The organism is Streptomyces sp. LN549 (assembly GCF_043203805.1).
In the GTDB taxonomy this organism is placed as follows: domain Bacteria; phylum Actinomycetota; class Actinomycetes; order Streptomycetales; family Streptomycetaceae; genus Streptomyces.
In genome coordinates, this window is sequence record NZ_JAZHRI010000002.1 from 1,485,156 (window position 1) to 1,512,141 (window position 26,986).

Annotated in this window: 26 protein-coding genes and 6 tRNA genes; 10 read left to right on the forward strand and 22 right to left on the reverse strand. The window is 71.2% G+C overall.

Annotated elements, in window-relative coordinates:
- Positions 1 to 4: 4 nt before the first annotated feature.
- From SH922_RS06575 to SH922_RS06595, 5 genes are all read right to left on the reverse strand, one after another.
- A complete protein-coding gene (locus SH922_RS06575; protein WP_393055776.1) occupies positions 5 to 871 on the reverse strand; it encodes a carbohydrate ABC transporter permease in 867 nt (288 codons plus the stop codon).
- Entirely contained in the window at positions 868 to 1,857 is a 990-nt protein-coding gene (locus tag SH922_RS06580; RefSeq protein WP_393055779.1) for a carbohydrate ABC transporter permease, read from the reverse strand. The genes SH922_RS06575 and SH922_RS06580 overlap by 4 nt, the downstream gene beginning before the upstream one ends.
- Positions 1,858 to 1,870: 13 nt before the next feature.
- The gene (locus SH922_RS06585) at positions 1,871 to 3,154 is read right to left on the reverse strand and encodes an ABC transporter substrate-binding protein (RefSeq protein WP_393055782.1); all 1,284 of its coding nucleotides are present in this window, start codon (positions 3,152 to 3,154) and stop codon (positions 1,871 to 1,873) included.
- A 176-nt stretch (positions 3,155 to 3,330) separates the two neighbouring features.
- Positions 3,331 to 3,402, reverse strand: a tRNA-Val gene (locus SH922_RS06590).
- A 54-nt stretch (positions 3,403 to 3,456) separates the two neighbouring features.
- On the reverse strand, positions 3,457 to 3,948 hold the full coding sequence (locus tag SH922_RS06595; protein WP_393055785.1) for a TIGR02611 family protein: 492 nt from the start codon (positions 3,946 to 3,948) through the stop codon (positions 3,457 to 3,459).
- Positions 3,949 to 4,138: 190 nt separating this feature from the next.
- Between SH922_RS06595 and SH922_RS06600 the strand changes: the two genes are divergently transcribed.
- Both SH922_RS06600 and SH922_RS06605 read left to right on the forward strand, forming a co-directional pair.
- Entirely contained in the window at positions 4,139 to 4,552 is a 414-nt protein-coding gene (locus tag SH922_RS06600) for an SsgA family sporulation/cell division regulator (RefSeq protein ID WP_003959770.1), read from the forward strand.
- 332 nt (positions 4,553 to 4,884) lie between these two features.
- Entirely contained in the window at positions 4,885 to 5,460 is a 576-nt protein-coding gene (locus SH922_RS06605; RefSeq protein ID WP_393055787.1) for a CGNR zinc finger domain-containing protein, read from the forward strand.
- 4 nt (positions 5,461 to 5,464) lie between these two features.
- Here the strand turns inward: SH922_RS06605 and SH922_RS06610 are convergent, their stop codons facing one another.
- From SH922_RS06610 to SH922_RS06625, 4 genes are all read right to left on the reverse strand, one after another.
- Positions 5,465 to 5,620 carry a hypothetical protein gene (locus SH922_RS06610; RefSeq protein WP_164494018.1) on the reverse strand — a complete coding sequence of 52 codons (156 nt, stop codon included), beginning with the start codon at positions 5,618 to 5,620 and terminating at the stop codon, positions 5,465 to 5,467.
- A gap of 189 nt (positions 5,621 to 5,809) precedes the next feature.
- On the reverse strand, positions 5,810 to 6,781 hold the full coding sequence (locus SH922_RS06615) for an acetylxylan esterase (RefSeq protein WP_393055791.1): 972 nt from the start codon (positions 6,779 to 6,781) through the stop codon (positions 5,810 to 5,812).
- Positions 6,782 to 6,852: 71 nt separating this feature from the next.
- Positions 6,853 to 7,872, reverse strand: a complete 1,020-nt coding sequence (locus SH922_RS06620) for a LacI family DNA-binding transcriptional regulator (RefSeq protein ID WP_393055794.1) — start codon at positions 7,870 to 7,872, stop codon at positions 6,853 to 6,855.
- A gap of 205 nt (positions 7,873 to 8,077) precedes the next feature.
- Positions 8,078 to 8,539: a hypothetical protein gene (locus SH922_RS06625; protein WP_393055797.1), complete on the reverse strand. Its 462-nt coding sequence runs from the start codon at positions 8,537 to 8,539 to the stop codon at positions 8,078 to 8,080.
- Between the two features lie 215 nt (positions 8,540 to 8,754).
- Between SH922_RS06625 and SH922_RS06630 the strand changes: the two genes are divergently transcribed.
- Positions 8,755 to 9,270: a DsbA family protein gene (locus SH922_RS06630; RefSeq protein ID WP_393055800.1), complete on the forward strand. Its 516-nt coding sequence runs from the start codon at positions 8,755 to 8,757 to the stop codon at positions 9,268 to 9,270.
- Between the two features lie 293 nt (positions 9,271 to 9,563).
- Here SH922_RS06630 and SH922_RS06635 read toward each other — a convergent pair whose 3' ends face one another.
- The 3 genes from SH922_RS06635 to SH922_RS06645 form a co-directional block, all read right to left on the reverse strand.
- Positions 9,564 to 10,400, reverse strand: coding sequence for a GNAT family N-acetyltransferase (locus tag SH922_RS06635; protein WP_393055803.1), 837 nt, complete (start codon positions 10,398 to 10,400; stop codon positions 9,564 to 9,566).
- A 96-nt stretch (positions 10,401 to 10,496) separates the two neighbouring features.
- A complete protein-coding gene (locus SH922_RS06640) occupies positions 10,497 to 11,318 on the reverse strand; it encodes an aminotransferase class IV (RefSeq protein ID WP_393055806.1) in 822 nt (273 codons plus the stop codon).
- A complete protein-coding gene (locus tag SH922_RS06645; protein WP_393063477.1) occupies positions 11,315 to 12,352 on the reverse strand; it encodes a chorismate-binding protein in 1,038 nt (345 codons plus the stop codon). Before SH922_RS06645 ends, SH922_RS06640 begins: the two co-directional genes overlap by 4 nt.
- Before the next feature lie 163 nt (positions 12,353 to 12,515).
- Between SH922_RS06645 and SH922_RS06650 the strand changes: the two genes are divergently transcribed.
- From SH922_RS06650 to SH922_RS06670, 5 genes are all read left to right on the forward strand, one after another.
- Positions 12,516 to 12,588, forward strand: a tRNA-Gly gene (locus SH922_RS06650).
- Positions 12,589 to 12,625: 37 nt separating this feature from the next.
- A tRNA-Cys gene (locus tag SH922_RS06655) sits at positions 12,626 to 12,699 on the forward strand.
- A gap of 1 nt (position 12,700) precedes the next feature.
- A tRNA-Val gene (locus tag SH922_RS06660) sits at positions 12,701 to 12,772 on the forward strand.
- A gap of 19 nt (positions 12,773 to 12,791) precedes the next feature.
- A tRNA-Val gene (locus SH922_RS06665) sits at positions 12,792 to 12,863 on the forward strand.
- 23 nt (positions 12,864 to 12,886) lie between these two features.
- Positions 12,887 to 12,958, forward strand: a tRNA-Val gene (locus SH922_RS06670).
- A 109-nt stretch (positions 12,959 to 13,067) separates the two neighbouring features.
- Here the strand turns inward: SH922_RS06670 and SH922_RS06675 are convergent.
- The 4 genes from SH922_RS06675 to SH922_RS06690 all read right to left on the reverse strand — a co-directional run bounded on the left by SH922_RS06675 (position 13,068) and on the right by SH922_RS06690 (position 15,503).
- A complete protein-coding gene (locus SH922_RS06675; RefSeq protein WP_393055809.1) occupies positions 13,068 to 13,352 on the reverse strand; it encodes a zf-TFIIB domain-containing protein in 285 nt (94 codons plus the stop codon).
- 68 nt (positions 13,353 to 13,420) lie between these two features.
- Positions 13,421 to 14,527, reverse strand: a complete 1,107-nt coding sequence (locus SH922_RS06680; protein WP_393055812.1) for a phosphotransferase family protein — start codon at positions 14,525 to 14,527, stop codon at positions 13,421 to 13,423.
- A 319-nt stretch (positions 14,528 to 14,846) separates the two neighbouring features.
- On the reverse strand, positions 14,847 to 15,056 hold the full coding sequence (locus SH922_RS06685) for a hypothetical protein (RefSeq protein WP_359143113.1): 210 nt from the start codon (positions 15,054 to 15,056) through the stop codon (positions 14,847 to 14,849).
- A 186-nt stretch (positions 15,057 to 15,242) separates the two neighbouring features.
- Positions 15,243 to 15,503 carry a hypothetical protein gene (locus tag SH922_RS06690; protein WP_356317275.1) on the reverse strand — a complete coding sequence of 87 codons (261 nt, stop codon included), beginning with the start codon at positions 15,501 to 15,503 and terminating at the stop codon, positions 15,243 to 15,245.
- Between the two features lie 205 nt (positions 15,504 to 15,708).
- Here SH922_RS06690 and SH922_RS06695 point away from each other — a divergent pair, with 205 nt between their 5' ends.
- Entirely contained in the window at positions 15,709 to 16,989 is a 1,281-nt protein-coding gene (locus SH922_RS06695) for a protein kinase (RefSeq protein ID WP_393055817.1), read from the forward strand.
- Between the two features lie 145 nt (positions 16,990 to 17,134).
- Complete coding sequence (locus tag SH922_RS06700; protein WP_393055820.1) at positions 17,135 to 17,527, forward strand: hypothetical protein; 393 nt, start codon at positions 17,135 to 17,137, stop codon at positions 17,525 to 17,527.
- Between the two features lie 83 nt (positions 17,528 to 17,610).
- Here SH922_RS06700 and SH922_RS06705 read toward each other — a convergent pair whose 3' ends face one another.
- From SH922_RS06705 to SH922_RS06730, 6 genes are all read right to left on the reverse strand, one after another.
- Complete coding sequence (locus SH922_RS06705) at positions 17,611 to 18,510, reverse strand: TrmH family RNA methyltransferase (RefSeq protein ID WP_393055823.1); 900 nt, start codon at positions 18,508 to 18,510, stop codon at positions 17,611 to 17,613.
- Positions 18,511 to 18,574: 64 nt separating this feature from the next.
- A complete protein-coding gene (gene cobA / locus SH922_RS06710; RefSeq protein ID WP_393055826.1) occupies positions 18,575 to 19,828 on the reverse strand; it encodes a uroporphyrinogen-III C-methyltransferase in 1,254 nt (417 codons plus the stop codon).
- A gap of 244 nt (positions 19,829 to 20,072) precedes the next feature.
- Positions 20,073 to 23,600, reverse strand: a complete 3,528-nt coding sequence (cobT, locus tag SH922_RS06715) for a nicotinate-nucleotide--dimethylbenzimidazole phosphoribosyltransferase (RefSeq protein ID WP_393055829.1) — start codon at positions 23,598 to 23,600, stop codon at positions 20,073 to 20,075.
- 333 nt (positions 23,601 to 23,933) lie between these two features.
- Positions 23,934 to 25,163 carry a precorrin-6y C5,15-methyltransferase (decarboxylating) subunit CbiE gene (gene cbiE / locus SH922_RS06720; protein WP_393055833.1) on the reverse strand — a complete coding sequence of 410 codons (1,230 nt, stop codon included), beginning with the start codon at positions 25,161 to 25,163 and terminating at the stop codon, positions 23,934 to 23,936.
- Between the two features lie 113 nt (positions 25,164 to 25,276).
- Positions 25,277 to 25,954, reverse strand: coding sequence for a GNAT family N-acetyltransferase (locus SH922_RS06725; protein ID WP_359084279.1), 678 nt, complete (start codon positions 25,952 to 25,954; stop codon positions 25,277 to 25,279).
- A gap of 101 nt (positions 25,955 to 26,055) precedes the next feature.
- Positions 26,056 to 26,922 (reverse strand): MetQ/NlpA family ABC transporter substrate-binding protein, encoded by an 867-nt coding sequence (locus SH922_RS06730; protein ID WP_393055838.1) that lies wholly within the window; start codon positions 26,920 to 26,922, stop codon positions 26,056 to 26,058.
- Between the last annotated feature and the right edge of the window lie 64 nt (positions 26,923 to 26,986).

Consider the following 26,986-nt stretch of genomic DNA (forward strand, 5'->3'; position numbering starts at 1 on the left):
GTGTTCAGCCCTTCAGGCCGGAGGTGGCCATGCCGTCGATGAGGTAGCGCTGGAAGGCCAGGAAGAAGGCCAGTACCGGCAGCAGCGCCACCAGTGACATCGCGATCATGCCGCCGTAGTCGGCGACGGCGTCCTGGTCGATGAACATCCGCAGCCCCATCGAGACGGTGTACTTGTCCGGCTCGTTGAGGTACAGCAGGGGGCCCATGAAGTCGTTCCAGGACTGGATGAAGGTGAAGATGGCGCTGGTGATGAGCGCGGGCCGGCACAGCGGCATCACGATCGACCAGTAGATCCGCAGGTGACCGCAGCCATCCAGCCGGGCGGCCTCGTCGAGTTCCTTGGGCAGTCCGCGCATGAACTGGACCATCAGGAAGACGAAGAACGCGTCTGTGGCGAGGTACTTGCCGATCAGCAGCGGAGTGAAGGTGTTGATCAGCTCCAGCTTCTGGAACATCACGTACTGCGGAATGATCAGTACGTGGTACGGGAGCAGCAGCGTGCCGATCATGATGGCGAACATGATGTTGCGCCCGGCGAAGCGGACCTTGGTGAAGGCGTAGGCCGTGAGCGAGCAGGAGAGTACGACTCCGATGACCGAACCGACCGAGACGTAGGCCGAGTTCAGGAAGAACTTCCAGATCGGGATGTCGGCGATGCCGTCGGCGAGCCGCCGGTAGTTGTCGGCTATCGGGTCGGTCGGGAAGAGGTTCAGCGCGCCGACGATGTCCTCGCTCGGCTTGAACGAGGCGCCGATCGTCCACACCACCGGGTAGAGAACCACCACGAGGAGGGCGAGCGCGCCGATGTGCCAGGCGAGGGAGCCGGGGAGCCGGCGTCGTACGGTGGCTGTGGTGTCCATCGGGGTCATCGGCCCCCCTCCTCGTAGTGCACCCAGCGCTTCTGGGACCAGAACAGCACGGCGGTGACCAGGCCCACGGCGACGAGCAGCAGCCATGCCATGGCGGATGCGAAGCCCATCCGGCTGTTCGCGAAGCCCTGGTCGTACAGGTAACAGGTGTAGACGAGTGTCGCGTCGGCGGGGCCGCAGCTGCCGTTGCTGACGATGTAGGCCGATCCGAAGATCTGGAAGGAGTGGATGGTCTCCAGCAGGACGTTGAAGAACAGCACCGGCGAGATCATCGGCAGGGTGATGTTCCAGAACTTCCGCCAGGCACCGGCCCCGTCCACGTTCGCCGCCTCGTAGAGCTCCCGGGGGACCTGCTTGAGGCCCGCCAGGAAGATCACCATCGGGGCGCCGAACTGCCAGACCGTGAGGGCCACCAGCGCGTAGATGATCATCTGCGGGTCGCCGATCCAGCCGCCGGCGTCGATGCCGAACAGCTGCTGTCCGCGGTCGACGACGGCGTCGTCGGAGAAGAGGGCGCGCCAGACGATGGCGGCCGAGACGCTCGCACCGATCAGCGACGGGGCGTAGAACGCGGCCCGGTAGAAGGACTGGCCCCAGCGCTTCTGGGCCAGCAGCATGGCCACGGCGAGAGCGGCGGCCAGCTTGATCGGGGTGCCGATCACCACGTACCAGGAGGTCACCTTGACCGACTGGCGCCAGCGGGGGTCGGCGAACATGTCGGTGAAGTTCTTCAGGCCGACCCACTTCGGGGCGTCGAACAGGTTGTAGTCGGTGAACGCGAGGTACAGCGAGAACACCATGGGGCCGGCGATCAGGAACAGGAAGCCCGCGATCCAGGGCGACATGAAGAGATAGCCGGTCAGATTCTCGCGGTGGCCCCGCGGTCGCGGTGCGGGGCGGGTCTTGCGTCCCGGGCCGCTCCGCTCCACGGCGGCGAGGTCCTTGTCGAGGACCGGGCCGCTCGTGGAGGTCTGGATGTGAGTCACCGCGTCACTCCTCTCAGTTCGAGGCGAGGGCGGTCTTGGCCTCGGAGAAGAACTGCTTCACGGAGTCCTCCGGCGAGGCCTTGCCCAGGGACATGTCGCCCGCGATGCGCAGGAACGCCGCCTCGACGACGTCGGCGCCGGCCGGGTGCGGGGTGATGGGCTCCAGCACGCCGGCCTTGGCGATCTCGGTCTCGTACGCGGCTATCGCCTTGCTCGGGGCGTCGGTGGGCTGGAAGGCCTCGAACTGCGCGGTGGTGGCGGGGACTCCACGGTCGTAGCCCATGATGCGGGCGACCGCGGGGTCGTGGGTCATGAAGCTGATGAAGGTCGCGACCTCGGCGGGGTGCTTGGTCCGGGCCGTGCCGCTCAGCATCAGCGAGCCGAGGTACTGGCCGGTCTTCTTGCCGTCGGTGCTCGGGATGGGCGCGAGGCTGTAACTGCTCTTGCCCTCGGCGCTGTAGCGGACCGAGAAGTTGTCCCAGGTGAACTCACCGGCCGAGAGGCCCTTGGCGAGGGCTGAGGCAGGCTTGATCTGCTCGACCTTCTTCTGGTCGGCGTAGACACCGGACTTGACCCGGTCGAGCGCCTCGGTCCAGTAGGGCAGCAGTTCGTTCTCGCCGAAGCCCATGCCCTCCTCGGTGAAGAACGCCTTGCCGTTCTGGCGGAGGACCAGGTCGTACAGGTACATGACGCCGTGGGGACCGGAGTCGCCGGCTATGCCCTGGCCGGACTTGATCTTCTGCAGGCCCGCGTACCAGTCGTCCCACGTCCAGCCGAGGCTGTGGTCGACGCCGGCCTTCTCGAAGACCTTCTCGTCGATGACGAGGGACATCGAGTTGCTGCCGACCGGTACGCCGAGCAGCTTGCCGTCGATCTCGGCGAACTTCTCCAGTCCGGCGCGGAAGCCGTCCAGCTGGAGGTTGCCCTTCTTCGCCTGCGGGTTGAGGTCGAGCAGGACGTTCTTCGCCTCGTACTTGCGCAGGAAGGTCACGGCGTTCTGGATGACGTCCGGCGGGTTGCCGCCGGCCGCCTGGGTGTTGAACTTCTTCCAGAAGTCCGGGTACTGCTGGAAGTCCGTCTTCACCTTGATCTTCGGGTGCTTCTTCTCGAAGAGCTTGACGCACTCCTGGACCTTCTTCGCCCGGTCGTCGGCGCCCCACCAGGCATGCCGGATGGTGACCGGCCCGCTCGACCCGCTGCCCGAGCCGCAGCCGGCCGCGGTCAGCCCGAGACCGGCAGCCGAGAAGCCCGCGAGCTTCAGCATCTGCCGCCGGTCCATGCCCTGGTTCCGAGACATAGTTCGCCCCTACGCTTGATTGAATCGTTTTAGAAAGCGCTTGCCGGGTCAAAGTAAGGAGCGGCACCGGCGACGTCAATGGTTGGGACGAAAATCGATCGAAGCGCTTCAACGGGATACCCGGAAACGCCGACGGCCCGGAAGCTTCTTGAAGCTTCCGGGCCGTCGGTCCGGGGTGGGCGATACTGGGTTCGAACCAGTGACCTCTTCGGTGTGAACGAAGCGCTCTCCCACTGAGCTAATCGCCCGGGCGCACGCCAAACATTACCCCATGTCAGCGGCGCCCCCCGACCACCTCCGGGTCACTCGTGGATCTTCCACGGCATGACGATTCCGAACTTCCACACATAGATCCCCACCAGCACCGCGATGATCACGAGCCCGATCGCCGTGAGCGCGATGTTGCGCCGCCGGACCTTGGGATCGAGCGCGCGCTGGGCGGCCTCGGTGACCTTCCGCCGCGTCCAGCGCAGCACCAGCTGGGCCCAGACGAACTCGGTCGCCCAGATCGCCATGCCACCGAAGATCACCAGCCAGCCGGGGCCCGGCAGCGGCAGCATGACGATGCCCGCCGCCACCACGGCCAGGCCGACCACGAACACGCCGACCTGCCAGCTCAGGTGCAGCGTCCTGGACGCCTTGATGAACCCGGGCGCCCTGGAGCCGAGCTCCCGGTCCTCCTTCGTCACACCCTCCGTGACGTCCCCCGTCACGCTCTTCGGTACGTCCCCCGTCGCGGGCGCCGGATCCGCCGATGCGGCGGCCCCGTCCCGCTCGTCACTCTCCGCATTCATGGGGGCCAACCTACCGGAACGCTCCTCGTCACCGGAATGGCCGCATAACCCAAAGTTACACACCGCTGTACTAGCTACCTGAAGGATCACAAAACGGTCAGAGGGGTTTACAACGCCACCGTAGGTGGCATGTCGATTTCGCCGACGTGCGAATCCCCGAGCGCACACTGAGCGAAAGGCCCTGGCGCTTATGAACACCACGGTCAGCTGCGAGCTGCACCTGCGCCTCGTTGTGTCGAGCGAGTCCTCACTGCCTGTACCCGCGGGCCTGCGGTATGACACGGCCGATCCGTATGCCGTGCACGCCACCTTCCACACCGGAGCGGAGGAGACGGTCGAGTGGGTTTTCGCCCGCGACCTCCTTGCCGAGGGGCTGCACAGGCCCACCGGCACCGGAGACGTCCGCGTCTGGCCATCCCGTAGTCACGGCCAGGGCGTCGTCTGTATCGCACTGAGCTCCCCAGAGGGCGAAGCCCTGCTGGAGGCCCCTGCACGAGCCCTGGAGTCGTTCCTGAAGAGGACCGACGCCGCGGTTCCGCCGGGGACCGAGCATCGTCACTTCGATCTCGATACGGAGCTCTCACACATCCTGGCCGAGAGCTGAGCCAGGCAGAGAGCCGCACGGCGCCGTCGACTCGGGGAGACGGCGCCGCACGGACAACCTCATACGGCTGACACCGGCGCCGCCACCACGGAATCCACCGTGGTGGCGGCGCCGGTCCGCGTTCCCACCACGCCCCTGCCGCCCCGGCACGCCCCCACCGAGGCCCTCACGCACCCCCAGGCACCCGCGGGCACCGCTTCGTTCCGGGTCTGGTCGACAGGTGCGCCCCAGGGGCCCCAAAGGCCCCTCGCGCCCCTGCGCGCCGGAGGTGAGCCAGTAGAGTCAGCCGCCATCGGCGGGCGTCCGCCCGCCGGAGGCCAGGGAGCGGAAGCGTGCTGATCCCCCACGACACCCGGATCGCCCTCGAAACGGTGGTCGATCTGGTGAACACCGCGCCGGAGAGCGAGCAGCCCGAGGGCGGCTCCCCCGTCGACGGGCTCGCCGACATCGAGGCGTTGTACGCGTTCGCCGGACGCCACCGGGTGAGCGGGGTGAACGAGCTCGACGACAAGGACCTCCGCGCCGTCCACGACGCACGGGCACGGTTCGCCGACGTCTTCGCCGCGGCCGACGCGCAGGTCGCCGCCTCGCTCGTCAACGCGCTCGTGGCCGCCGCGGGCACCACGCCGCAGCTCAGCAACCACGACGGCTACGACTGGCACGTGCACTACTTCGCGCCGGACGCCTCGCTGGCCGACCACCTGGCAGCCGACTGCGGCATGGCCCTCGCGTTCATCATCGTGGCCGGCGAGACGGAGCGGCTGCGGCGCTGCGAGGCGCCGGACTGCCGGCGCGCCTTCGTCGACCTCTCGCGCAACCGCTCCCGTCGCTACTGCTCCAGCCGCACCTGCGGTAACCGCCTGCACGTCGCCGCATACCGGGCGCGCCGCAGGGAAGCGGCCGGCTGACGGCTCACAGCACGAAGAGATCGTGCAACGCGGCCATCAGCAGCAGGCCGCCGATCACCGTGAGGAAGATCATCAGAGGGGGCTGGGAAAGCGCGAAGAGGCAGCCACGCGGCTCTTCGGCAGGGGGTGCGGGGGCATCGCCCCGGGAGGTGTCCACCATCTCGGGACGATCATGACGCAGACCGGCCCTCATTGGCGGTCAACACACCTTTTCGTGACGGGAGTTCACCCCCCGAAGGGTGCACCGAATCGCTCCGGCGTCCGATCACGCGTCAGGCTTTCGGAACTCCGCTCCCCCGTCAGGCTTCGGAACTCCGCCCCCGAGCCCCCGGCCCGCGGTCCGGTCCCGTCAGCCCAGGTCGCGCAGCATACGCAGCTGCACCCCGCGATGGGCCGATGCGCCACCCTCGTGGCCGTTCCAGGGGTAGACCTCGATCTCCTTGGGGCCTGCCCAGTTGTTGTAGGCGGCGAAGACCGTGGACGGCGGGCAGATGGGGTCCATGAGGGCCACGGAGTACAGCACCGGCATGTCCGCCCGGGCGGCGAAGCTGATGCCGTCGAAGTAGGAAAGAGTCCGGAACACCTGGTCGGCGTGGCCGTGCTGGGTTGCCAGGAAACGCACGATCTCCTGGTACGGGTCCTTGTCGGTGATCTCGACGGCCCGCCGGTAGTGCGTCAGGAACGGTACGTCGACGAGCGCGGCCTTGACGTGGGGGCTCAGCCCCGCCACCGCCTGGGCGATGCCGCCGCCCTGGCTGCCGCCGTGCACGACGATCCGGTCCGGGTCGACGGACGGGTGGGCGCGGGCCACCTCGACGGCGCGCACCGCGTCGGTGAACACCCGGCGGTAGTAGTACTCGTCGGGGTCGAGGATCCCGCGGGTCATGAATCCGGGCGACTGCGGGTTGGCGCCGCCGTGCGGGTCGGCGGTGGAACCCGCCGAGTGGCTGTTGACGGCACCCTGGCCTCGGGTGTCCACGACCAGGGTGGCCCAGCCGGCGGCGGGCCAGACCAGGTGGTCGAGAGGGAGTCCGCGCCCGCCGCCGTAGCCGAGGTAGTGGACGACGGTCGGCAAGGGCCCCTCGGCGCCGGCGGGTACGTTCAGCCAGGCACGTATGCGGTGGCCGCCCCAGCCGGCGAACGACACGTCCTGGACATCCACGTTGCTCAACGCGGCGTCGTAGGCGATGAATTCGGCGTCCAGCGGGTGCGCACCGGCCTCGTCGAGGGTGCGGCGCCAGAAGGCGTCGAAGTCGTCGGGTTCACCGGACTCCGGCCGGTAGGTGCGGAGTTGGTCCAAGGGCAGGTCGAACAGGGACACGGCGTCTCCATTTCGGGCATGCGGAAAGGAACGGCAGAGGACGGTTCGGGGTGAGGGCCGGGCGACAGGGCTCAGCGGGGCGTGGAGCTCGATGCGCGCACGACGAGTTCCGGCTGGAGCACGACGCTGCGGTGCTCGTGGGTACCGTCCTCGTCGTCCGCCTCCTCCAGCAGGAGTTCGGCGGCCATCCGGCCCATCACGACCGCGGGCTGGCGGACCGAGGTGAGCGGTACGGCAGCGGCGGCGGCGAATTCGATGTCGTCGTATCCGACGATGGCGATGTCCTGCGGCACCCGTACCCCCGCCGCGTACAGGGCCTGGAGCACGCCCAGGGCGAGCAGGTCGTTCGCGCAGAACACGGCGGTGGGGCGCGGGACGAGCCCGAGCAGGCGGGCCCCGGCGTCACGGCCCGCCGCCACGTCGAGGCGGTCGGAGGGGATCTCGACGAGCGCCTCGGGCTGGAGCCCGGCCTCGGAGAGCGCGGACAACGCGCCCTGACGGCGGTCCCTGATCTGGTGCAGGTCGCCGGGTCCGCTGACGTACGCGACCGAGCGGTGCCCGGCCGAGATCAGATGACCGACGGCCAGGGTGCCGCCCCGCACGTCGTCGACGGAGACGGCGCACGTCCCCGTACCGGATGCCACCCGGTCCACCAGAACGTAGGGAATCCGGTGGCGGGCGAAGGACTCGAGGTTGCGGCCGGTCGCGTCGGCCGGGGTGACCAGTACGCCGCATACGCGCTGTTCCGCGAAGAGGCCGAGGTATTCGGCCTCCTCCGCGGGGCTCTGGCCGCTGTTGCAGACCATGACACCGAGTCCCGCCTGCCGGGCGGCGCGCTCGGCGCCGCGGGCCACGTCCACGAAGAAGGGGTTGCCCATGTCCAGGACGAGGAGCGCCATGATCCGGCTGCGGCCGGCCCTGAGCTGGCGGGCCGACTCGCTGCGGACGTATCCGAGCTCCTCGATGGCGGCCAGCACCCGGGCCCTGGTATCGGGCAGCACTGCCTCGGGGCGGTTGATCACATTGGAGACCGTGCCCACGGAGACCCCGGCCTGCCGGGCCACATCCTTGATCCCTGCCACACGCGCCACTAGTCCTGCCCCACTGCCCCGGCCGCGCTCGTCAAGCGGCGTCACCCCATCGTACGGACGGAGTGAATGAATTGTTTCAATCCGGTCGGGACGCTAGCCCTCCGGCTGAACGCCGTCAAGGATCATGCCTGAATCGATTCAGGCATGCAGGGTTCGCCCGGCCTCCGAAGCGGGCCGGGGAGTGCGCCGGAGGCGGGGGCGGCTGTCAGATGCCGTGCTTCTTCAAGATGGCCTCGATGTCACTGAAGTCGTCGCCCTGCCCTGCGGCGGCGGACTGCTGCTTCGGCTTCGGCTTCTGTCGCGGCTCGGTGGCCGGTACTCCCGCCCCCAGCGAGGAGGCCGAGGCCGCCGGCGCCACCGCTTCGCCCTGCGCGGCCCGGGCCGCCGCCTTGCGCTCCTTGCGGGTGCCCCCGCCGCGGCGCTCGATCGCACGCGTCGTCATGAACAGCAGCCAGGCCACCCCCAGCACCCCGAAGCCGAGCCAGACGCTGGGCTTGAAGGCGATGTCCGACACCCACTCGACGACGCCGGTCAGCACCAGGCCGATCGGGACCAGGGAGTAGGCGGCGATCCTGGTCGCCGTGAGGAACCGCTTCCGGTACGCGGTGACGGCGGCGATGCCCAGGCCCGCCGCGGACACCGCGGAGCAAATGGTCTCGGCAAGCATCAGTGCCTCCAGGCGCAGGGGAAACGTCCCTTCCATCCTGCACCGGCGACGGGGCGGGCGGCCATGCTCCGAGCCCGCATCAGGGACATTTCAGGGCCGGGATCCTCCCCAGGTGCCGTTCGGCCCACACCGGGGCCGGTTTGAGGCGCCGACCGCCGCCTGCTCCACCCGATGCCGGTCGCGGCGCCCCCCGTGTGTCCTGGGAGACTGGCCCCATGAGCGATTCCACCCCCGCAGCACCGGTCGTCCTCGATGTCTGGTGCGAGCTCCAGTGCCCCGACTGCCACCACGCCCTCACCGATGTGCACGCCCTGCGCGCCCGGTACGGCGGCCGGATCGACATCCGTTTCCGGCACTTCCCGCTGGAGAAGCACCAGCACGCCCACGCGGCGGCGCAGGCCGCCGAGGAGGCTGCGGCGCAGGGCAAGGGCTGGCCGTACATCGAGGCGGTGCTCGCCCGCACCGCCGACCTCGGCCGTACCGGCGAGCCGCTGCTGGTCGAGCTGGCGGGGGAGCTGGGTCTGGACGCCGAGGAGTTCGACACGGCCCTGATCGACGGCCGGCACATGCTGATCGTCGACGCCGACCAGGCCGAGGGCAAGGCGATCGGGGTCACTGGCACGCCCACGTACGTGATCGGTGGCGAGCGTCTGGACGGCGGCAAGAGCCAGGAAGGACTGCGCGAGCGGATCGAGGCGATCGCCGACCGGCTGCTCGCCGGACAGGGCTGAGGGGGGAGAGCGGGCCGGCTGCCGGCGACGCCCCGGCGCCGCCCGCCCACCCGCACGCACGGCCCCGCGCGCCGCTTTGACCCGCCGCCCGGTTGGATCAGGCCGGACAAGGGAGCGGGGTCCGGTGCGTGCAGTCGCAAGGCGGAGGAGCGAGTCACTGCGGAGTCGGCGACCGACGACAACGCCGGAGGGGTCCCCCTGGTCGAGCGAAGCCGAGACCTCGGGGGAGTGCGTACCGGACCCCGCGAGCCCTGCATGATCCAAACGAGAGGCCCTGGCCGCCGGGTGCCGGGTCAGAGCGGTTTGGCCAGGTTGTACCGGGTGGGCTCGTAGCCGAGCGACTCGTACAGCCGGAGCGCCGGCCTGTTGGCTGTGACGACGTGCAGGCCCAGCAGAGTGTCGCCGGCCGCGAGCGCGAGGCGTTCGGCCTGGAGCATCAGCGCCCGGCCGTATCCCCGCCCCCGGAAACGTTCGTCCACCTCGACATCGAAGACGTAGCCGATCAGCCGGCCTGGGTGCATCTCGAACTGCGCCACCCAGACGAACCCCACCTTCTCGTCCTCATGGACGAGGTGATGCAGCTGCGCGCCCTCGGTGGCGAGCCCCTGCGGCAGATGCCTGGCGTGCGAGGCGCGGGCCGCCCGCAGCGCCGACTCCTGCGGGATGCCGCGTGCCACCAGGCTCTCCGCGTACCCGGCGATCGCGCCGCCCTCCCAGGCCGTGTACTCCTCGGGCGCCATCGGCCGTGCGCTCAGTCCGCCGGGCAGTGCCGGGGGTTCGGAGGGCAGCTGCTTGACCATGTTCCGGCTGCGTTCGGTGTAGCCGAGTGCCGCCGTCAGCCGTTGCCCCGCGGTGTCGTCGGCGGCGACGCCCGTCTGCACCTGGGTGCAGCCCCAGCCCCGCAGCACCTCCTCGGCCGCCAGCGCGGCGATGGTGCCGCGTCCACGACGCCGGACCGGTTCGTCGATCCGCAGGGCCCGCAGCTCCCCCGTACCGCCGCCCGAGCCGGGCGCGGTGCCGATTTCGACGGCGCCGACCGGCCGCCCGTTGTCGCAGACGTCGTACGCCCGGCTCTGTGCGCCGTCGGCGCCTGACTGGATCGGCCCGGACGGCCGGAGTGTCGTGGTCATCAGAGGTTGTCTATCCCCTGCGCACGGGCCCGTCATCCGCTTTTCCGGTGCGAGTCCGCGGGACGGGCCCGCGCCCGTCCCTGGCGGGCGTACCGGTCACGGGTCCAGATCGTCGGCGGCCCGCTCGTCGAAGACGCGCATCGCCTTGGCGGTCACCGGTCCCGGACCGCCGGGCAGCTCCCGGCCGTCGACCCGGTGGACGGCCTGGATGTCGCGGAGGGTGGAGGTCAGGAAGATCTCCTCGGCCCGGTCCAGAACGTCGAACGGCAGGTCCGTCTCCTGCGCCCCGGTCCACTCCACGGCCAGTGCGCGGGTGATCCCGGCCAGGCAGCCGGAGGCGACCGGCGGGGTGTGCAGCTGTCCGTCGAGGACGACGAAGACATTGGAGCCGGTGCCCTCGCAGAGCCGGCCGACGGTGTTGGCGAACAGCGCCTCGGAGGCTCCCTGCTCGCGGGCGCGGGCGAGGGCGACGACGTTCTCCGCGTACGAGGTGGTCTTCAGCCCGGCGAGCGCGCCGCGTTCGTTGCGCGTCCAGGGAACCGTGATGACCGCGGTGGTGTCCGGGCGGCGCTTGACCTCGTCCAGAGCGACGACCAGTCCGGGTCCGGCGGTGCCACGGTCGGAGCCGAGCGGCGAGATCCCGCCGGTGTAGGTGATGCGGAGTCTGCCGAGCGCGGCCGGGTTCGCCTCGATGACGGCGCCGCAGGCCCGGCGCACCTGGTCCAGGTCGGGCGCGGGCAGGCCGAGGCCCAGGGCGGAGCGGGTCAGCCGGTCGAGGTGGCGGGTGAGCGCGAACGGCCTGCCGTCGGCGGTCCTCACCGTCTCGAAGATGCCGTCGCCGACGGTCAGCCCGTGGTCGAGCACGGACACCCGGGCATCGTCGGCGGCCCGCAGTCCCCCGTTGACCCAGATCTTCATGGTGCGGTCCTTCCGGTTGCTTCGTATGCGCCCGACGCTACCGCGAGCAGCCTGGACGCCTTCAGTTCGGTCTCGTCCCATTCGCGTTCCGGATCCGAGCCCCAGGTGATGCCGGCGCCGGTGCCGAACCGCAGCACCGGGACGGCGCCCGTGTGGTCGGTCCAGAAGGTGCGGATGCCCACGGCGAGCGAGGCGGTGGCCCGGTCGGCGTCCACCCAGCCGATGCCGCCGCAGTACGGGCCGCGCGGGGCGGTCTCCAGTTCCTCGATGATCCTCAGCGCGCTGGACTTGGGTGCCCCGGTCACCGAACCCGGCGGAAAGGCCGCGGCAAGCAGCTCCGGCCAGCCGGCGCCGTCGGCGAGCCGGCCGCGCACGGTCGAGACGAGGTGGACGAGGCCCGGGTGCTTCTCGACGACGCAGAGGTCGGGGACCGTGACCGAACCGGCGGCACAGACCCGGCCCAGGTCGTTGCGGACCAGGTCGACGATCATCACGTTCTCGGCGTGGTCCTTCTCCAGCAGATCGGCCTCGGTGCGGCCGGTGCCCTTGATCGGTCCGGACGAGACCGTGCGACCGTCCCTGCGCAGGAACAGCTCGGGTGAAGCGGTCGCGATCTCCACACCGTGACCGGGAAGCCGAATCGTTCCTGCGTACGGGGCCGGGTTGCCGCGCGCCAGGAGTGCGGTGAGGGCGTCCACGTCCGCCGCGGTCGGATCGGGCAGCGGCGCCGTCATCACACGGCAGAGGTTGGCCTGGTAGACCTCGCCCGTCGCGATGTACGCACGGATACGTCGTACACCCGCCGTGTACGCGGCGCGGTCGAGGGAGGAGGTCCAGTCACCGGCGGCAGGGCCGCGCCATGCGCCGCGCACCGGTGCGGGCACGGCCGCGGTGCGCACGGTGGCGAAACGGGCGCAGACGAGCCGGCCTTCGAAATCGGCCGACACCGCCCAGAAGCCGGACGAGTCGAGGGCTGCGGGATCACTGGTCACATCCTGCAGATCGGAGGCGACGAGGCCGCCGAAGCGGGCCATTGGGGCGAGGTCGTGCACGTCGGTGAGTCTAGGACGGCGCGCGGTGACCTGCGCCGGGGCGAGCGCACCTCAGCACGCTGCACAAACGCGTTTTTGTACTGGCCCCGGAATCCGCTAGAGTTCAACACGTCGCCGGGACACGCAAGTGAACCGGAACCGACAAGCGGACGTAGCTCAGTTGGTAGAGCGCAACCTTGCCAAGGTTGAGGTCGCCAGTTCGAACCTGGTCGTCCGCTCGCAGAAGGTGGGGGATCTTCCCGAACCCCCGCCCCTGGTGGAGTGGCCGAGAGGCGAGGCAACGGCCTGCAAAGCCGTCTACACGGGTTCAAATCCCGTCTCCACCTCCAAGGACGATTAGCTCAGCGGGAGAGCACTTCCCTGACACGGAAGGGGTCACTGGTTCAATCCCAGTATCGTCCACCGGTCCGCAAGGACCCCCGCGCGATTAGCTCAGCGGGAGAGCGCTTCCCTGACACGGAAGAGGTCACTGGTTCAATCCCAGTATCGCGCACGCAGTACACGCAGGGTCACCCTGCGCGATTAGCTCAGCGGGAGAGCGCTTCCCTGACACGGAAGAGGTCACTGGTTCAATCCCAGTATCGCGCACAGCCCGAAGCCCCGGTCGTCTCGACGACCGGGGCTTCGTCGTTGTCCCGCGCGCCCGCGCCGCGGCCCGGACATGTTCCGTCCGGACCGCGGCGCGCGGTGGTCCGGATCAGGACGAGAAGAGCATCCGGCCGAAGCTCTTCTGCCGGTAGTGGCCCTGGTGGTGTCCACCGTGGTGCTGCGGGGCGCCCCAGGCGGGCGCGGGGGCGGCCGGGTAGGCCTGCGGGGCGGGCGGCGCCGGCGGAGCCTGCTGCGTCCACTGCGCCTCGATGCGGGTCAGGGACTCCAGCTCGCCGTAGTCCAGGAATATCCCCCGGCAGCCGCTGCACTGCTCGATCTGAATGCCGTTGCGGTTGTACGTCTGCATCTGTGCGTGGCACTTGGGACACTGCATCTGCGGGCTCACTCCTCGCCGTCGGTTAGCCGTCGCCGGAATGCATGCCCGGCGGCGGTCGGTTCACCCTACGACGAGTGGTCGGCGGCCAACTCGGGCGGGAGAGCGGCAATTCGGGCACAGGCGTCGATCATCACCTGTTCCACCTCATCCGGAACCCTGCGCTCCGCCGCGGACTTGGCGAGGGCCAGCGCCGCCGTCTGTACGGTCAGGGCACGGGCCGCGAGGTCCAGCTCGGGCCACGGGTCGCCGTCGGCGCGTACCGCGGGGCCGCCCGCGGCCCGGTAGGCGCCCAGGAAGCGGAACCAGACCTCGGGGGGCAGCAGCCCGGCCGCGTACCAGGCGGCGGGGCGTGCGAGGTCCCAGGCGGGGTCGCCCGGTCCCGAGTCGTCGACGTCGATCAGCAACCACGCACCGTGCGGCGCGGGATGCCGGACGAGCTGGCCCAGGTGCAGATCGCCGTGGCAGAGAGCGGGCGCACGGTGCGCGGGAGCGGGGGCCTCGTCCCGCACCCAGGGCGGCAGCCCGCGCCAGGCCGCGAGCACGGGGGCCGTGGCCGGATCGCCCGGCCGGGCCGCCCGCATCCGGGCCACGGCGAGCGCGGCCTTCGCCGGGCCCCTCATGGCGGGCAGGACGAGCGGCGTCGCCCGTACGTCCGGTGCGCCGGAGCCGGGGCCGGGGCCGGGTCCGGGGCCGGGGCCGGGTCCGGGGCCGGGTCCGGGTCCGGGTCCGGGTCCGGGCTGACATGGCACAGGCCGGGCGCGGTGGAGGCGGGCCAGCAGGACAGCCGCCTCCTCCCATGGCGCCGTGTCGGGGTCGCCCGGGTCCACGGGCTCCCCGTGAGGCCACAGGGTGACCGGACGGCCGTGCAGCTCGGTGAGGTACGGCGAGGCGGCGCCGGACACCGCCGGTCCCGCGGCGGGCTGTACGACGAGAGGGGTGAGCAGGATGCCGGCCAGACCGGGGTCGGCGGCCAGGCCGAGACGTACGGACAGCGCGGCAGTGTCCGTACCGGCGGCGTGGGCCTTGGCGACGACGGGGCCGCAACGGACCACGGTGCCGTCCGACCGGTCCGCGAGGACGGCCGGCGCCGGGCAGGCGCACCGGGGTCCGGAACGGGCGTGCGCCGCTTCATGGGCCAGGGCGCCCAGCGCACGTACGACTGCGGTGGTCACGGACTCCCCCGGTGGCACAGGATCGGCGGGCCCGGCCGGCGCCGCACCCGCCGCAGAGCGTACGCGGACCGCGCCGGCCGACCGGTGCACGGGGTGTACGCCTTCGGGGCCGGGCCTCCGGGCCGGTTCTCCGGACCACCGGGGCCCGGGCTCCGGACCATGCAGCATCCGCCCGTGGCCGTACGGCCCCGGACAGCGCGATGTCCGGTCAGCTCCCCAGCTGACCGGACAAACGCTGCCGTCCGCCGCACCCCCGTCCCCACGGGGTTGTTGGCCGGATGTCCCGGTCCGGACCGCTCTTCCGGACCCGGGGCGCCGCTCAGCGCCCCAGCATCACGCCCACGGACGACGCCTGTGTGACCACTGCGTCCCAGCCGCCGAAGACGACTACGAGCAGGGCCGCCAGAGGAAGAACCATGGCCGTCGCCACCAACGGGTGGCGCTTGCCGGACGACGGGCGGCTGCCGAACGAGGCGTAGGCCCTGCGTCCCTGCGTGCGGATCATCGTCCGCGCTGCCGTGTCCGCCATGATTCCTCTCCTGACCTGATGTGGAGCGGCGGGCGTTTGACCTCGGGGGACGAGTGCGACGCCCGCCGCATGACTTCAACATTAGGGATCCGGGAAGCGGGCGGCGTCATGCCCGCGTACCGAATGCCGGGCCTCCCGGAGGATGAGCCGTGGGCACTCGGCGTACTCCCCTGGGTGGAGACGGTCCTACCCGGCGTTGGGGTCATCCCGGAGGGGACGCTCGGAGGCGTCCTCCCTGGGAACCGGTTGTTCGACCAGGGCGAGCACCCTGGTCGCCATGAAGCGGGCGGTGCGCACCACGGAGCCGTTCCTCGTGACTTCACTCACTTCGACCACCCCTCGGCGGACCGCCGTCTCCACCCTGCGCCCTGCTCTGGAGGCCACCATTTCGTAGGTTCGGGTCGTGTCCCCGGCGTCCACGACTATCTCGACTCGATCGCCCTTCATTGATCCAATCCCCCTTCTGCGACGGACCATTGAGATCTCGCACGGGCCTGGGAGCATGGATCCGCGGCTCCCTGACCACTCCTCAAGTTTCCCACCCGGCACTGACAATCGATTCTCCGGCGAGGGCGCGGCCTCTGAGCGCCCCGGGCGACGGGTACGTAAGCTGTGCCTCGTCAGGCGGACCAGGCAGCGGGGATGGGCAGACATGGCGATGATGCGGCTCCGGCGCGAGGACCCGCGTGTCGTCGGCTCGTTCAGGCTGCACCGGCGACTCGGGGCGGGCGGCATGGGTGTCGTCTATCTCGGCTCGGACCGGCGGGGCCAGCGGGTGGCGCTGAAGGTGATTCGGCCCGACCTGGCGGAGGATCAGGAGTTCCGCTCGCGGTTCGCGCGCGAGGTGTCCGCCGCCCGGCGGATCCGCGGCGGCTGTACGGCACGGCTGGTCGCCGCGGACCTGGAGGCGGACCGCCCGTGGTTCGCGACACAGTACGTCCCGGGGCCCTCGCTGCACGACAAGGTGGCCGAGGAGGGTCCGCTGTCTGCCGCGGAGGTGGCCTCGATCGGGGCCGCGCTCTCCGAGGGCCTGGTGGCGGTGCACGAGGCCGGTGTCGTCCACCGTGACCTGAAGCCGTCGAACATCCTCCTGTCCCCCAAGGGCCCGCGGATCATCGACTTCGGGATCGCCTGGGCGACCGGAGCGTCCACACTCACGCACGTGGGTACCGCCGTGGGTTCACCCGGCTTCCTCGCGCCCGAGCAGGTGCGGGGCGCGGCGGTGACGCCCGCGACGGACGTCTTCTCCCTCGGTGCCACGCTGGCGTACGCGGCCATGGCCGATTCGCCTTTCGGGCACGGCAGTTCCGAGGTGATGCTGTACCGCGTGGTGCACGAGGAGCCTCAGTTGTACGACGTGCACGACGCGCTCGCTCCGCTGGTGAGCGCCTGTCTGGCGAAGGACCCGGAGGAGCGGCCCAGCACGCTGCAACTCTCCATGCGGCTCAAGGAGATCGCGGCGCGGGAGGCGCAGGGACTGCACGAGAGCCGGCCGCCCGCCCAGCGTTCGGCACAGGAGGCCGACCGGCCGACCGGCCGTCTGGACGGCCCGTACACCGAGCAGCAGACGCGCCGCGCGCCCGGCCCCGCTCCGTTGTCCCGGCCGCAGAGCCGGCAGGCGGCGGCGCCGCGTCCGGCGTCGCCCCGCACCGGGGGTTCGCGGCCCGCGCAGCAGCCGCCGCGCAGTACGACACGGTCGGGCAGGAGGTCTCAGGGCGCGGTCGGGACGAACGGCAGGCCCGGTACCCGGCCCGGCACACGCTCGACGTCGACCGGCCGACGTCCTGCCAATCCGCGACTGCTGCGGCAGCGGTTGGTGGTCTTCGTCGTGGTGACGCTTTTGGTGGCGCTGGGTATCGCGGCGGCTCAGGGCTGCCAGGGCCCGGCCCGTGGTCTCGGCGCGGGCCAGACCCAGGGGCAGGGCGAGCAGTAGCCACGCACCTCGGAGCCACCAGCTTTCCGGACGGCCCGGGGCCACCGCGCAGCGGTCGGACGCGGCGGCCCCTGCCCGGTTCCCGGCGACGGAGCTGAGTACTCGTACTCAGGTCGCCGTCCCTGTGGCATGGAAGGCTGACGCCATGACGAACCGCAGGACTGCCCGCTGGGTGAAGGGCGTTGCGGTGTCGGCGGTGTCCGCCGTCGTCTGCTGTTGGATCTGGACGTCCTGCAGGGAGTGGGCCTTCGGTGTGGCGGCGGCCGATCAGGACGCGTTGTTCGCCGGGGGGTTCCTGGAATTGCTGTTCGCGGGGGTCGCCGGGGTGATGTCCATGCCTCTGCTGCTGTGGGCGGGGATGCGGGTGCTGAGGGAGCGTGGCAACCATCTGCTGGTCATGGTCGGTGCGGTGACCTGGATCTTCCTCGGCGGCCATGTGGTCGAGGACGACGTCGGCGTCGGCGCGACCGCCGGGTTCCTGGCCCTGTTCGCGGCGCTCGGGAGTCTGCTGGCCGGGGTCCGGACAGATGGCGAGTAGGCCGCCGGGTCGCTGCCGCGTTCCTGCGAGCCCGGGCAACCGCCCGTGAGCTCATGACGCGAGCACGATCCTGGGCTTCCGGGTCAGTCGGACCTCGGCCGGGTGGCGTAGAAGGCGACAGCTGAGGCAGCGGCCACGTTCAGGGAGTCGACGCCGGCATCCATCGGGATGCGCACATGCTCGTCGGCGGCCAGTAGCGCCCCGGCCGACAGTCCCTCCCCCTCCGTGCCCAGCATCAGGGCGAGCTTCTCGTGACGACGGCCGGCGAGCTCGTCCAGAGTGATGGAACTCGCCGAGATGGCGAGGGCCGCGAGCACGAAGCCGTCCTTCCGGATGACATCGGCGTCACGCGGCCATGACTCGAACCTGGCGTACGGGACGGCGAGAACAGCGCCCATGGACACCTTCACGGCCCGCCGGTAAAGAGGGTCGGCACAGCGCGGGGTGAGGAACACGGCGTCCACTCCCAGAGCCGCCGCGTTCCGGAAGGCCGCACCCAGATTGGCGTGATCGACGATGTCCTCGAAGATCGCGATACGACATTGACCAGCACGTTCCTGTGGCCCTGAAGGCGGGATCGCGCCGGTGTCCGTGTGGTCGTCGCCGGCCTCCGTGCCGGCTGCGCGACGGATCGTGCGGAGCAGTTCGTCGGCTGTCGGCAGCGGCTTGCGCTGCATGGAGGCGAGGGCGCCGCGGTGCACGTGGTAGCCGGTGACACGTTCGGCCAGTTCGGGGCTGACCGCGTAGACGGGCGCCGGAACCTCGTCGATGACGTCGCGCATCAGGTCGACCCACTTCGCCGAGAGCAGCATGGAACGCATCTCGTACCCGGCGTGCCTGGCGCGTCTGATCACCTTCTCCCCCTCGGCGATGAAGAGGCCCTCGGCGGGCTCTCGCCTGCGCCGGAGCTCGACGTCGGTCAGACCGATGTAGTCGCTCAGACGGGGGTCGTCGGGGTCGTCGACGGTGATGAGATCAGCCACAGGTTGATACTGCCTTGTCCGGTGTGTGGTGCCAACGGTCTGGAGAAAGATCCGTTACCGATGGTTACTCAGTGGTCCGTCCGGCGGCCGCGACGCCGACGGCGACGACGTCGCCGATGACGATGACGGCGGGCGGGCGGACGTCCTCGGCCACGACCCGCTCGGCGACCGTCGCGAGCGTCGCGTCGACGCGGCGCTGGGCAGCGGTGGTCCCTTCCTGGACCAGCGCGACCGGGGTCTCGGCGGACTTGCCGTGGGCGATGAGCGTACGGGCGATGGCGCCGATCTTGTCGACGGCCATCAGGAGGACCAGGGTGCCGCGCAGCCGGGCGAGTGCCTCCCAGTCGACCAGTGAACGCTCGTCTTCCGGGGCGACGTGGCCGCTGACCACGGTGAACTCGTGGGCGACACCGCGGTGGGTGACGGGGATGCCGGCCGCTCCGGGCACCGAGATCGAGCTGGAGATGCCCGGGACGACGGTGCACGGGATGCCTTCGGCGGCAAGCGCCTGGGCCTCCTCCATGCCGCGCCCGAAGACGAACGGGTCGCCGCCCTTGAGCCGGACGACCGCCTTGCCGGCCTTGGCGTGCTCGATCAGCGCGTTGTTGATCGCCTCCTGCGCCATGTAGCGGCCGTAGGGGATCTTGGCGGCGTCGATCACCTCGACGTGCGGCGGGAGTTCGTCGAGCAGGTCGCGCGGGCCGAGCCGGTCCGCGATGACGACGTCCGCCTCGGCGAGGAGGCGGCGGCCGCGGACGGTGATCAGGTCCGGGTCTCCGGGTCCACCGCCGACCAGGGAGACACCGGGGGCCCGGGTGCGGTGGTGGGGGGCGGCGAGGGTGCCGTCGCGCAGGCCCTCGACGATGGCGTCGCGGACGGCGGCGGAGTGGCGCGGGTCCCGGCCGTGCGCGTCGGTGGTCAGCACCGCGACCGTCACGCCCTCGCTGCGGCCGGTGGCGGGGGTCCAGGCGGTGGCGGCGTCCGCGTTGTCGCTGCGGACGCACCAGGTGCGGGTGCGCTCGGCCTCGGCGGAGGCGGCGTCGTTGGCCGTCGTGTCGTCGGACGCGATGAGGGCGTACCAGGTGTCGGCCAGGTCGCCTTCGGCGTACGGGCGACGCTCCCAGCGGATCTCGCCGGCGTCCGCCATCGCCTCGACGGACGGGGTGGCGAACGGTGATACGAGGACGATTTCGGCGCCGGCCGCGATGAGGGCGGGGAGGCGGCGCTGCGCGACCTGGCCGCCGCCGACGACGACTACGCGGCGCCCGCTCAGGCGCAGTCCGACGGGGTAGGCGGGGTGATCGACGTGCTCGGCCATGGCGGTGCGGGCTCCTCGTGCGATGCGGGGGCTGCGGCCGCTGCGGCGGTGGAGCGGCTGTGACGTGCGGTGTTGTGGGGCGGGGTTCACGATACGGGGTGGGGTGCGCGGGGTGGCAGGCGTGGGCGCCTCGCGGCCGGCCTGTTCCCCGCCCCCTTCCCGTGACCGGGAGTCCGCCCCCGGGCTCGCTACTCGAACGCCGGAGGGGCTGGTTCTCAAGCCCCTCCGGCATCGGAGGTGCGGGCTACTTCTCCGTGACACCCGCCGAGTCGAACGTCGCCACCTCGTGCATCGCACGGGCCGCGCTCTGCACGATCGGCAGCGCCAGCAGCGCGCCCGTGCCCTCGCCGAGGCGGAGGTCGAGGTCGACCAGCGGGCGCAGACCCAGCTTGTTGAGCGCGGCGACGTGGCCGGGCTCGGCGCTGCGGTGGCCCGCGATGCAGGCGGCCAGGGCCTCCGGCGCGATGGCGCGTGCGACCAGGGCCGCGGCACCCGCGCTCACACCGTCGAGGATGACCGGCGTGCGGAGCGATGCCCCGCCGAGCAGGAACCCGGCCATCGCTGCGTGCTCCAGGCCGCCCACGGCAGCCAGCACGCCGATCGGGTCGGCCGGATCCGGCTGGTGCAGGTCGAGCGCGCGGCGCACCACATCGACCTTGCGGGCGTGCATCTCGTCGTTGATCCCGGTGCCGCGGCCGGTCACCTCGGCCGGGTCCATCCCCGTGTACACACAGATCAGGGCGGCCGACGCCGTGGTGTTGGCGATGCCCATCTCGCCGGTCAGAAGGCCCTTGTTGCCTGCCGCGACCAGGTCGCGGGCGGTCTCGATACCGACCTCGATCGCGGCCAGGACCTCCTCGCGGGTGAGCGCGGGGCCCGTCGTGAAGTCCGCCGTTCCGGCGCGCACCTTGCGGGGCAGCAGGCCGGGGGTCGCGGGCAGCTCCGAGGCCACGCCGACGTCGACGACGCACACCTCGGCACCGACCTGGGCCGCGAAGGCGTTGCAGACCGCGCCGCCGCCGAGGAAGTTGGCGACCATCTGGCCGGTGACCTCCTGCGGCCAGGCCGTGACGCCCTGGGCGTGCACGCCGTGGTCGCCCGCGAAGATCGCGACGGCCGCGGGCTCCGGGATCGGCGGCGGGCACATCCGGGAGAGCCCGGAGAGCTGCGCCGAGATGATCTCCAGCATGCCGAGCGCCCCGGCCGGCTTGGTCATCCGCTTCTGCCGTTCCCACGCCTCGCCCAGCGCCTTGGCATCCAGCGGCCGGATGCTGGAGATGGTCTCCTGGAGCAGGTCGTGCGGCTCCTCGCCGGGCAGGGCACGGCGGCCGTACGTCTCCTCGTGGACGACCCAGGACAACGGGCGCCGCTTGGACCAGCCCGCCTGCATCAGCTCCGGCTCCTCCGGGAACTCGTCGACGTAACCGACACAGAGGTACGCCACGACTTCGAGGTGCTCGGGCAGGCCCAGGGCACGGACCATCTCGCGCTCGTCGAAGAAGCTGACCCAGCCGACGCCGAGGCCTTCGGCGCGTGCGGCGAGCCACAGGTTCTCGACGGCGAGCGCCGAGGAGTACGGGGCCATCTGCGGCTGGGTGTGCCGGCCGAGGGTGTGCCGGCCGCCGCGGGTGGGGTCGGCCGTGACGACGATGTTGACCGGGGTGTCGACGATCGCCTCGATCTTCAGTTCCTTGAACTGCTTCGCCCGCGCCTTGGGGAGCGACTTCGCGTACGCCTCGCGCTGGCGCTGCGCCAGTTCGTGCATGGAGCGGCGGGTCTCGGCGGAACGGATGACGACGAAGTCCCAGGGCTGCGAGTGCCCGACGCTGGGCGCCGTGTGGGCGGCCTCGAGGACCCGCAGGAGCACCTCGTGCGGGATGGGGTCGCTGCGGAATCCGTTACGGATGTCGCGGCGCTCGCGCATGACCCGCATGACGGCCTCGCGCTCGGCGTCGTCATAGCCGGGGGCGGGTGGCGAGGCGGGGGGCGCCTCTTCGGCCTCCGGGGCCGGGGCATCGGAGACTTCGGGCTCGCCGGCCGTTGCGGGAGCAGCGGCCTGGGCGGTCTCCACGAGCTCGGCGGCCCGGGCCAGCGGCTCGGTCGTCCCGGTGGCCTCGGGCTGTACGGGCTCGGGGTGGCTGTCCGTGAGGTCCGGGGTCTCGATGACCTCGGGGCCCGTCTCCGCTTCGGGCACGGCCACGGGCTCCGGGGCGGTGGTCCCGATGACCGCCACCGCTTCCGCCACCTCGGCCGTCCCGGGCTCCGCGACGAGGGCCACGGGCTCCACCGGCGGCTCGGTCACGGGCGTCGGGGCCGGGTCGGGTGTGGTCGGCAGCGAGCCGGCCACGGGCACGAACCGGCCCGGGGACGCTCCGTCGGGCACCGGCTCCACCGGCGGCTGCACGGCTGCCGCGACCTCGACCGGGACTGCCTCGGCCTGTGCTTCCGCGGCGGGTCCGGTCTCGGTGGCCGCGGCAGGGGCCAGCGGGGCTTCGGCGGCCGCATCCTCGACGGGCGTGGCTTCGGCAGGCACGGCTTCGGCGGCCGACTCATCGGCGGGTACGGCCTCGACCGGGGCTACGGCCTGGGCGGGTACGACGGCCTCGGCGGATGCGACGGCCTCGGCGGGTACGACGGCTTCGGCGGGTGCGACGGCCTCAGCGGGTGCGACGGCCTCAGCAGGCGCGGCCTCGGCCGGTGCCACGTGCACGGGTGCGGGTTCCGCCGGGACCTCGGCCTGAGGGGCCTCCTCGGGCGCCTCGGCCGGCACCATGACCGCCGCGGGTGCGGGTACCGGCTCCTCGGCCACGACGGGCGCGGGCTCGACGGCTACCGGCTCGACGGCTACCGGCTCGACGGGCTGCGCGATCGGCGCGGGCTCCTCCGCCTGCACCTCGGCCACGGGCTCCTCGGTCACCGGTTCCGCAACGGCCGTCTCCGGGACGACCGTTTCTGCTGCCGTCACCTCCGGTACCGACGGCTCCGCCTCCACGGCGGCCTGCGGCGGCGCCTGGGCCGCCCACTGGCCTGCGCCCTGCGGCGGGATCTCGCCGAGCTGCGGTCCCGGGAGCGCGGCCACCTCGTCGGCCGGCAGCTCGAAGTACTCGGGTTCGGCGGTGGCCGGGCCGGCGTGCCGTGCGGGGGCCTGAACGGCAGCCTGCGTCTGGGGCTGGACCTGCGGCTGGGGCGTACCCGCCGGGCCCCGGTCGGCCAGCGAACGGACCACGCCTGCGGACGTACCACCGTAGGAGGGGCCGGATTCGGCGGAGGCCGGGCCGCGGTGCAGCGGGCGGCGCACGGGTGCCTGGGTCTGGGCCACGGGAACCTGGGCCTGCGCCGGTGCGGGGACGGGTGACGGGATACGCACACCGCCGAGGTCGACATGCCCGGAGTTGCGGCCACCGGACTCATGGGTTCCCTGGCCGCTCGCCTGGAGCGACTCGGCGGCGGCCTGCTGCATGGCGTACGCCGGGACCTGTTCCTGGAACTGGGCCGGGACCTGTGCCCCGCCGTCACCCAGCAGCATGTGCTGCTGCTGCGGCTCAGGGCCGGGCTGGTACCCGCCGCCCTGCTCGGGCATCGGGGCCTGGCCGGCCTGGGGTTCGCTCCAGGCGCCCTGAGGACTCGGCATCAGCAGGAGGTCGTCGTCCTCGGACGCATGCTCGGAGGGGTCGAGGAAGGTGTAAGCGTCCGGGGCGGGGATGCCCGTCTGCTCCACCATGCCTGCGTTCTCCGGCAGTCCCTCGCCCGGGATCTGGCCGGTGTCACTCATGCGTACCCCTCGCCCATCGTCAGTGCTCCTTCGGCCCTTCGCCCGGGACGCCCGAACACGGCACGCCGGTGCTCGTCCAATGGGACGAGCGGGCGCGCCGCGCGGCACGAGTCGGTCGCGGACATACTGCATTCTCGCGGCCGTTCGCCGCCGCGGCAGTTCATTTCGCCACGGCTCGCTGTGGACTGCGCCACGTTGCGCGTCCCCCGGTTCTGCCGTACCACAACGGGGGCCAAAACAGTCCCCTTTTCCGGACATTGACGAACGAAGCGACGAACGTCCGGGAGCGGTGCAACGATCGGCCAGCCTACCTCGCACCGTATGCCGACCGGGTCAGGGGGCAAGGTCCGAACGCAGTGCGGAAAGCAGGAAGACGACCGTGCGTTCGCGCTCCGACCATGCGGCCGTGTCGAGTTCGACGGACTGGAGGAGGGAACAGGCGACCGTGTAACCGTTCTCCGTGAGGGCCGCGCCCAGGGCCTCGGCCTCGTCCCGGGTCGACGCGTGCGTCACGATCCGCTCGGGCCTGCGGTCGGCGACGGCGATGACGACAGGGGCGCCGCCTCCCCCGATCCGTACCACGTCGGGCTCGGGCAGCCGTTCCAGCACGTGCGGAGCCCGGCCCTCGACGACCTGGAGCTGGACTCCGAAGGCCCGGGCGGCCGCGGTGGTCCGGGCGCAGGCGTCCGGGTCGCTGTCGACGGCCAGGACCGCCGCACCGAAGCGGGCGGCCTCCACGGCCAGGGCGCCGCTGCCGGAGCCGATGTCCCAGAGCAGGTCGCCGGTCCGGGGCCCGAGGTGGGCGAGTTGAGCGGCGCGGAGTCCGGGGGCCTCGCCCTCGCCGCTCTCGCCCGCCCCGGTGCCGGGGTAGGCGTCGGCGGGCAGCGCCCAGCCGCGTACGCCCTGGGGGTAGGCAGGGTGGCGGCCGGCGATCCAGGCTCCTTCGGCCCGCTGTTCGGGTCCGCCGCCGATGACGATGACGACGTTGGGGTCGCGCCAGACGTGGTCGGCGGCGGTGTCGGAGGTGACGACGGTGACCTGTTCGCGGTCGGTGCCGAGTTCCTCGCAGATGACGAAAGTGCGGTGGACGCCTTCGAGCAGGAGGGCGAGTTCGGCGGGTCCCGCACCGGGCGAGGTGAGGACCGCGACCTTGTGGTGGGCGCGGCAGACGTTCACGGCGCGGCGCAGGGTGCGGGGGTGGGCGACGACCGTCTGGGCGTCCTCCCACGGCATGCCGGCACGGGCGAAGGCGGTGGCGACGGAGGAGACGGCGGGCACCACTTCGACTTCCAGGCCGTGCTCGGGTGCGCGCAGCGTGCGGACGACACCGAAGAATCCGGGGTCACCGTCGGCGAGAACCACGGCGCTGCCGCGGTGCCCGGCGATCCGGCGGGCTGCGAGGTCGACGGAGCCGAGGCGGATCCGCTCCGCGCCGTGCGGGACTTCGGGCAGCGCGAGGTGGTGGGCGGCGCCGGCGACAAGGGTGGCGGCCGAGAGCGCGGCCGTGGCCGCTCTGGTCAGTGGCGAGCCGTCCCAGCCGATCACTGTGACCCGGTCGGCCATCTGTCGTCAGTCTCCTGAAGTTGTCGCAGGTGGGGATGGTTACCCGGGGGGCAGGGTGAGGCTACCTGGTCCGGACCAGCGCGGCATCGGTGCCCCGGAAAATTCGGATGCTCTCAGTTCCAGTCGTTGTAGGTGCCGTAGCCACCGGCGTCGGCGAGCTCTTCGGCCACCCCTTCGAGGTCTTCGGGAAGCAGGCCCCAGACGATCAGATCGGTCCTGATGTCGGTCCATCCTCCGTCCTCGGTCTGTGAACGGGCTATGCGGGCGTTGCGCAGGACTCCCTCGCTGATGCAGCCGAGCTTCTGTGCGACCTGCTGTGAAGCGGTGTTGTCGGCGGCGGTACGCAGCTCGATGCGCTCGAAGGCCTGGTCGCGGAAGAGCCACTGGGCCAGGGCGAGGACCGACTCGGTGGCGTATCCCTCACCGCGCGCCCACGGGGCGGTGATGTAGGCCGCCTCGGTGGCGCGGGTGCGCCAGTCGGTGTTGCGCAGCCGGACCGAGCCGACGAGGCGCTGGGTGAGGAACTCGGTGACGGCGAGCACGATGCCGTCACCCTTGGTCCGCTGTGCAGGAGCGATCCTGCGGACCCAGCGTTCGGCGTCGACCTGGGTGTAGGGGTGGGGTGCCTCGGTCCAGGCGATGACGAGTTCGTCGTTCATCATCTCGATGTACGCGGGGACGTCAGCCATGTCGAACGGGCGCAGCACCAACCGGTCCGTGCTGATGGAGATGTCCGGAAAGGTGGAAGTCATGCGCAGCTCCATGCCGAAGACCGTGTAAAGGCACAGCATGCAGCATCGGGCGGAGCTTGTGCATGGCCGGGTCGGCACGACGGAGCCCCGCGCACCCGGGCGGGGTGTGCGGGGCTCGTCGGACAAGTGCCGTGCCGGGGTCAGGACTTGGCTGCGGTACCGAAGGCCGGGATGACCGAGCCCTGGTAGCTGTCCTCGATGAACTTCTTGACCTCGTCGGAGTGGAGGAGCTTCACGAGCTTCTCGACGCGGGCGTCCTTCTCGTTGCCCTTCTTCACGGCGATGATGTTGGCGTACGGGTTGCCGTCCGCCTTCTCCAGCACCAGGGCGTCCGTGGCGGGCTTGAGGTCGGCCTCGATGGCGTAGTTGCCGTTGATGACGGCGGCGTCCACGTCATTGAGGGCGCGGGGGACGGTTGCGGCCTCCAGCTCCTTGAACTCCAGGCCCTTCTTGTCCGTGATGTCACTCAGCTTGGCGCTGGTGCCGACGCCGTCCTTGAGGGTGATCAGGCCGTTCTCGGCGAGGAGCTGGAGCGCACGGCCCTCGTTGGTCGTGTCGTTGGGTACGGCGATGGTCTGGCCGGACTTGATGTCGCCCAGGTCCTTGACCTTCTTGGAGTAGAGGCCGAGGGGCTCCAGGTGGACGGTGCCGACGGAGACCAGGTGAGTGTTGTTCTTCTTGTTGAAGTCGTCCAGGTAGGGCTGGTGCTGGAAGAAGTTGGCGTCGACCTGGCCGGTCTCGGTGGCGGTGTTCGGCAGGACGTAGTCCGTGAACTCCTTGACCTCCAGCTTGAGGCCGGCCTTGGCCGCCAGGTTCTTCTTGACGAAGCCCAGGATGTCGGCGTGCGGCGTCGGGGACGCTGCGACGACGAGGGCCTTGGAGGTGTCGGCGTTGGCGCCGGTCCCGGACTTCGACGCCGGGTCGGAGTCCGTGCCGCAGGCGGTGAGGCCGAAGGCGAGGGCGGCGGTGGCGGCGGCAGCTGCGGTGATCTTGATGTTCTTACGCACGAAGAGTGCCTCTTTCAGGTGGTGATGGTGGTGCGCCCGGACAAGGAGTGCGGGCTTGTGGGGA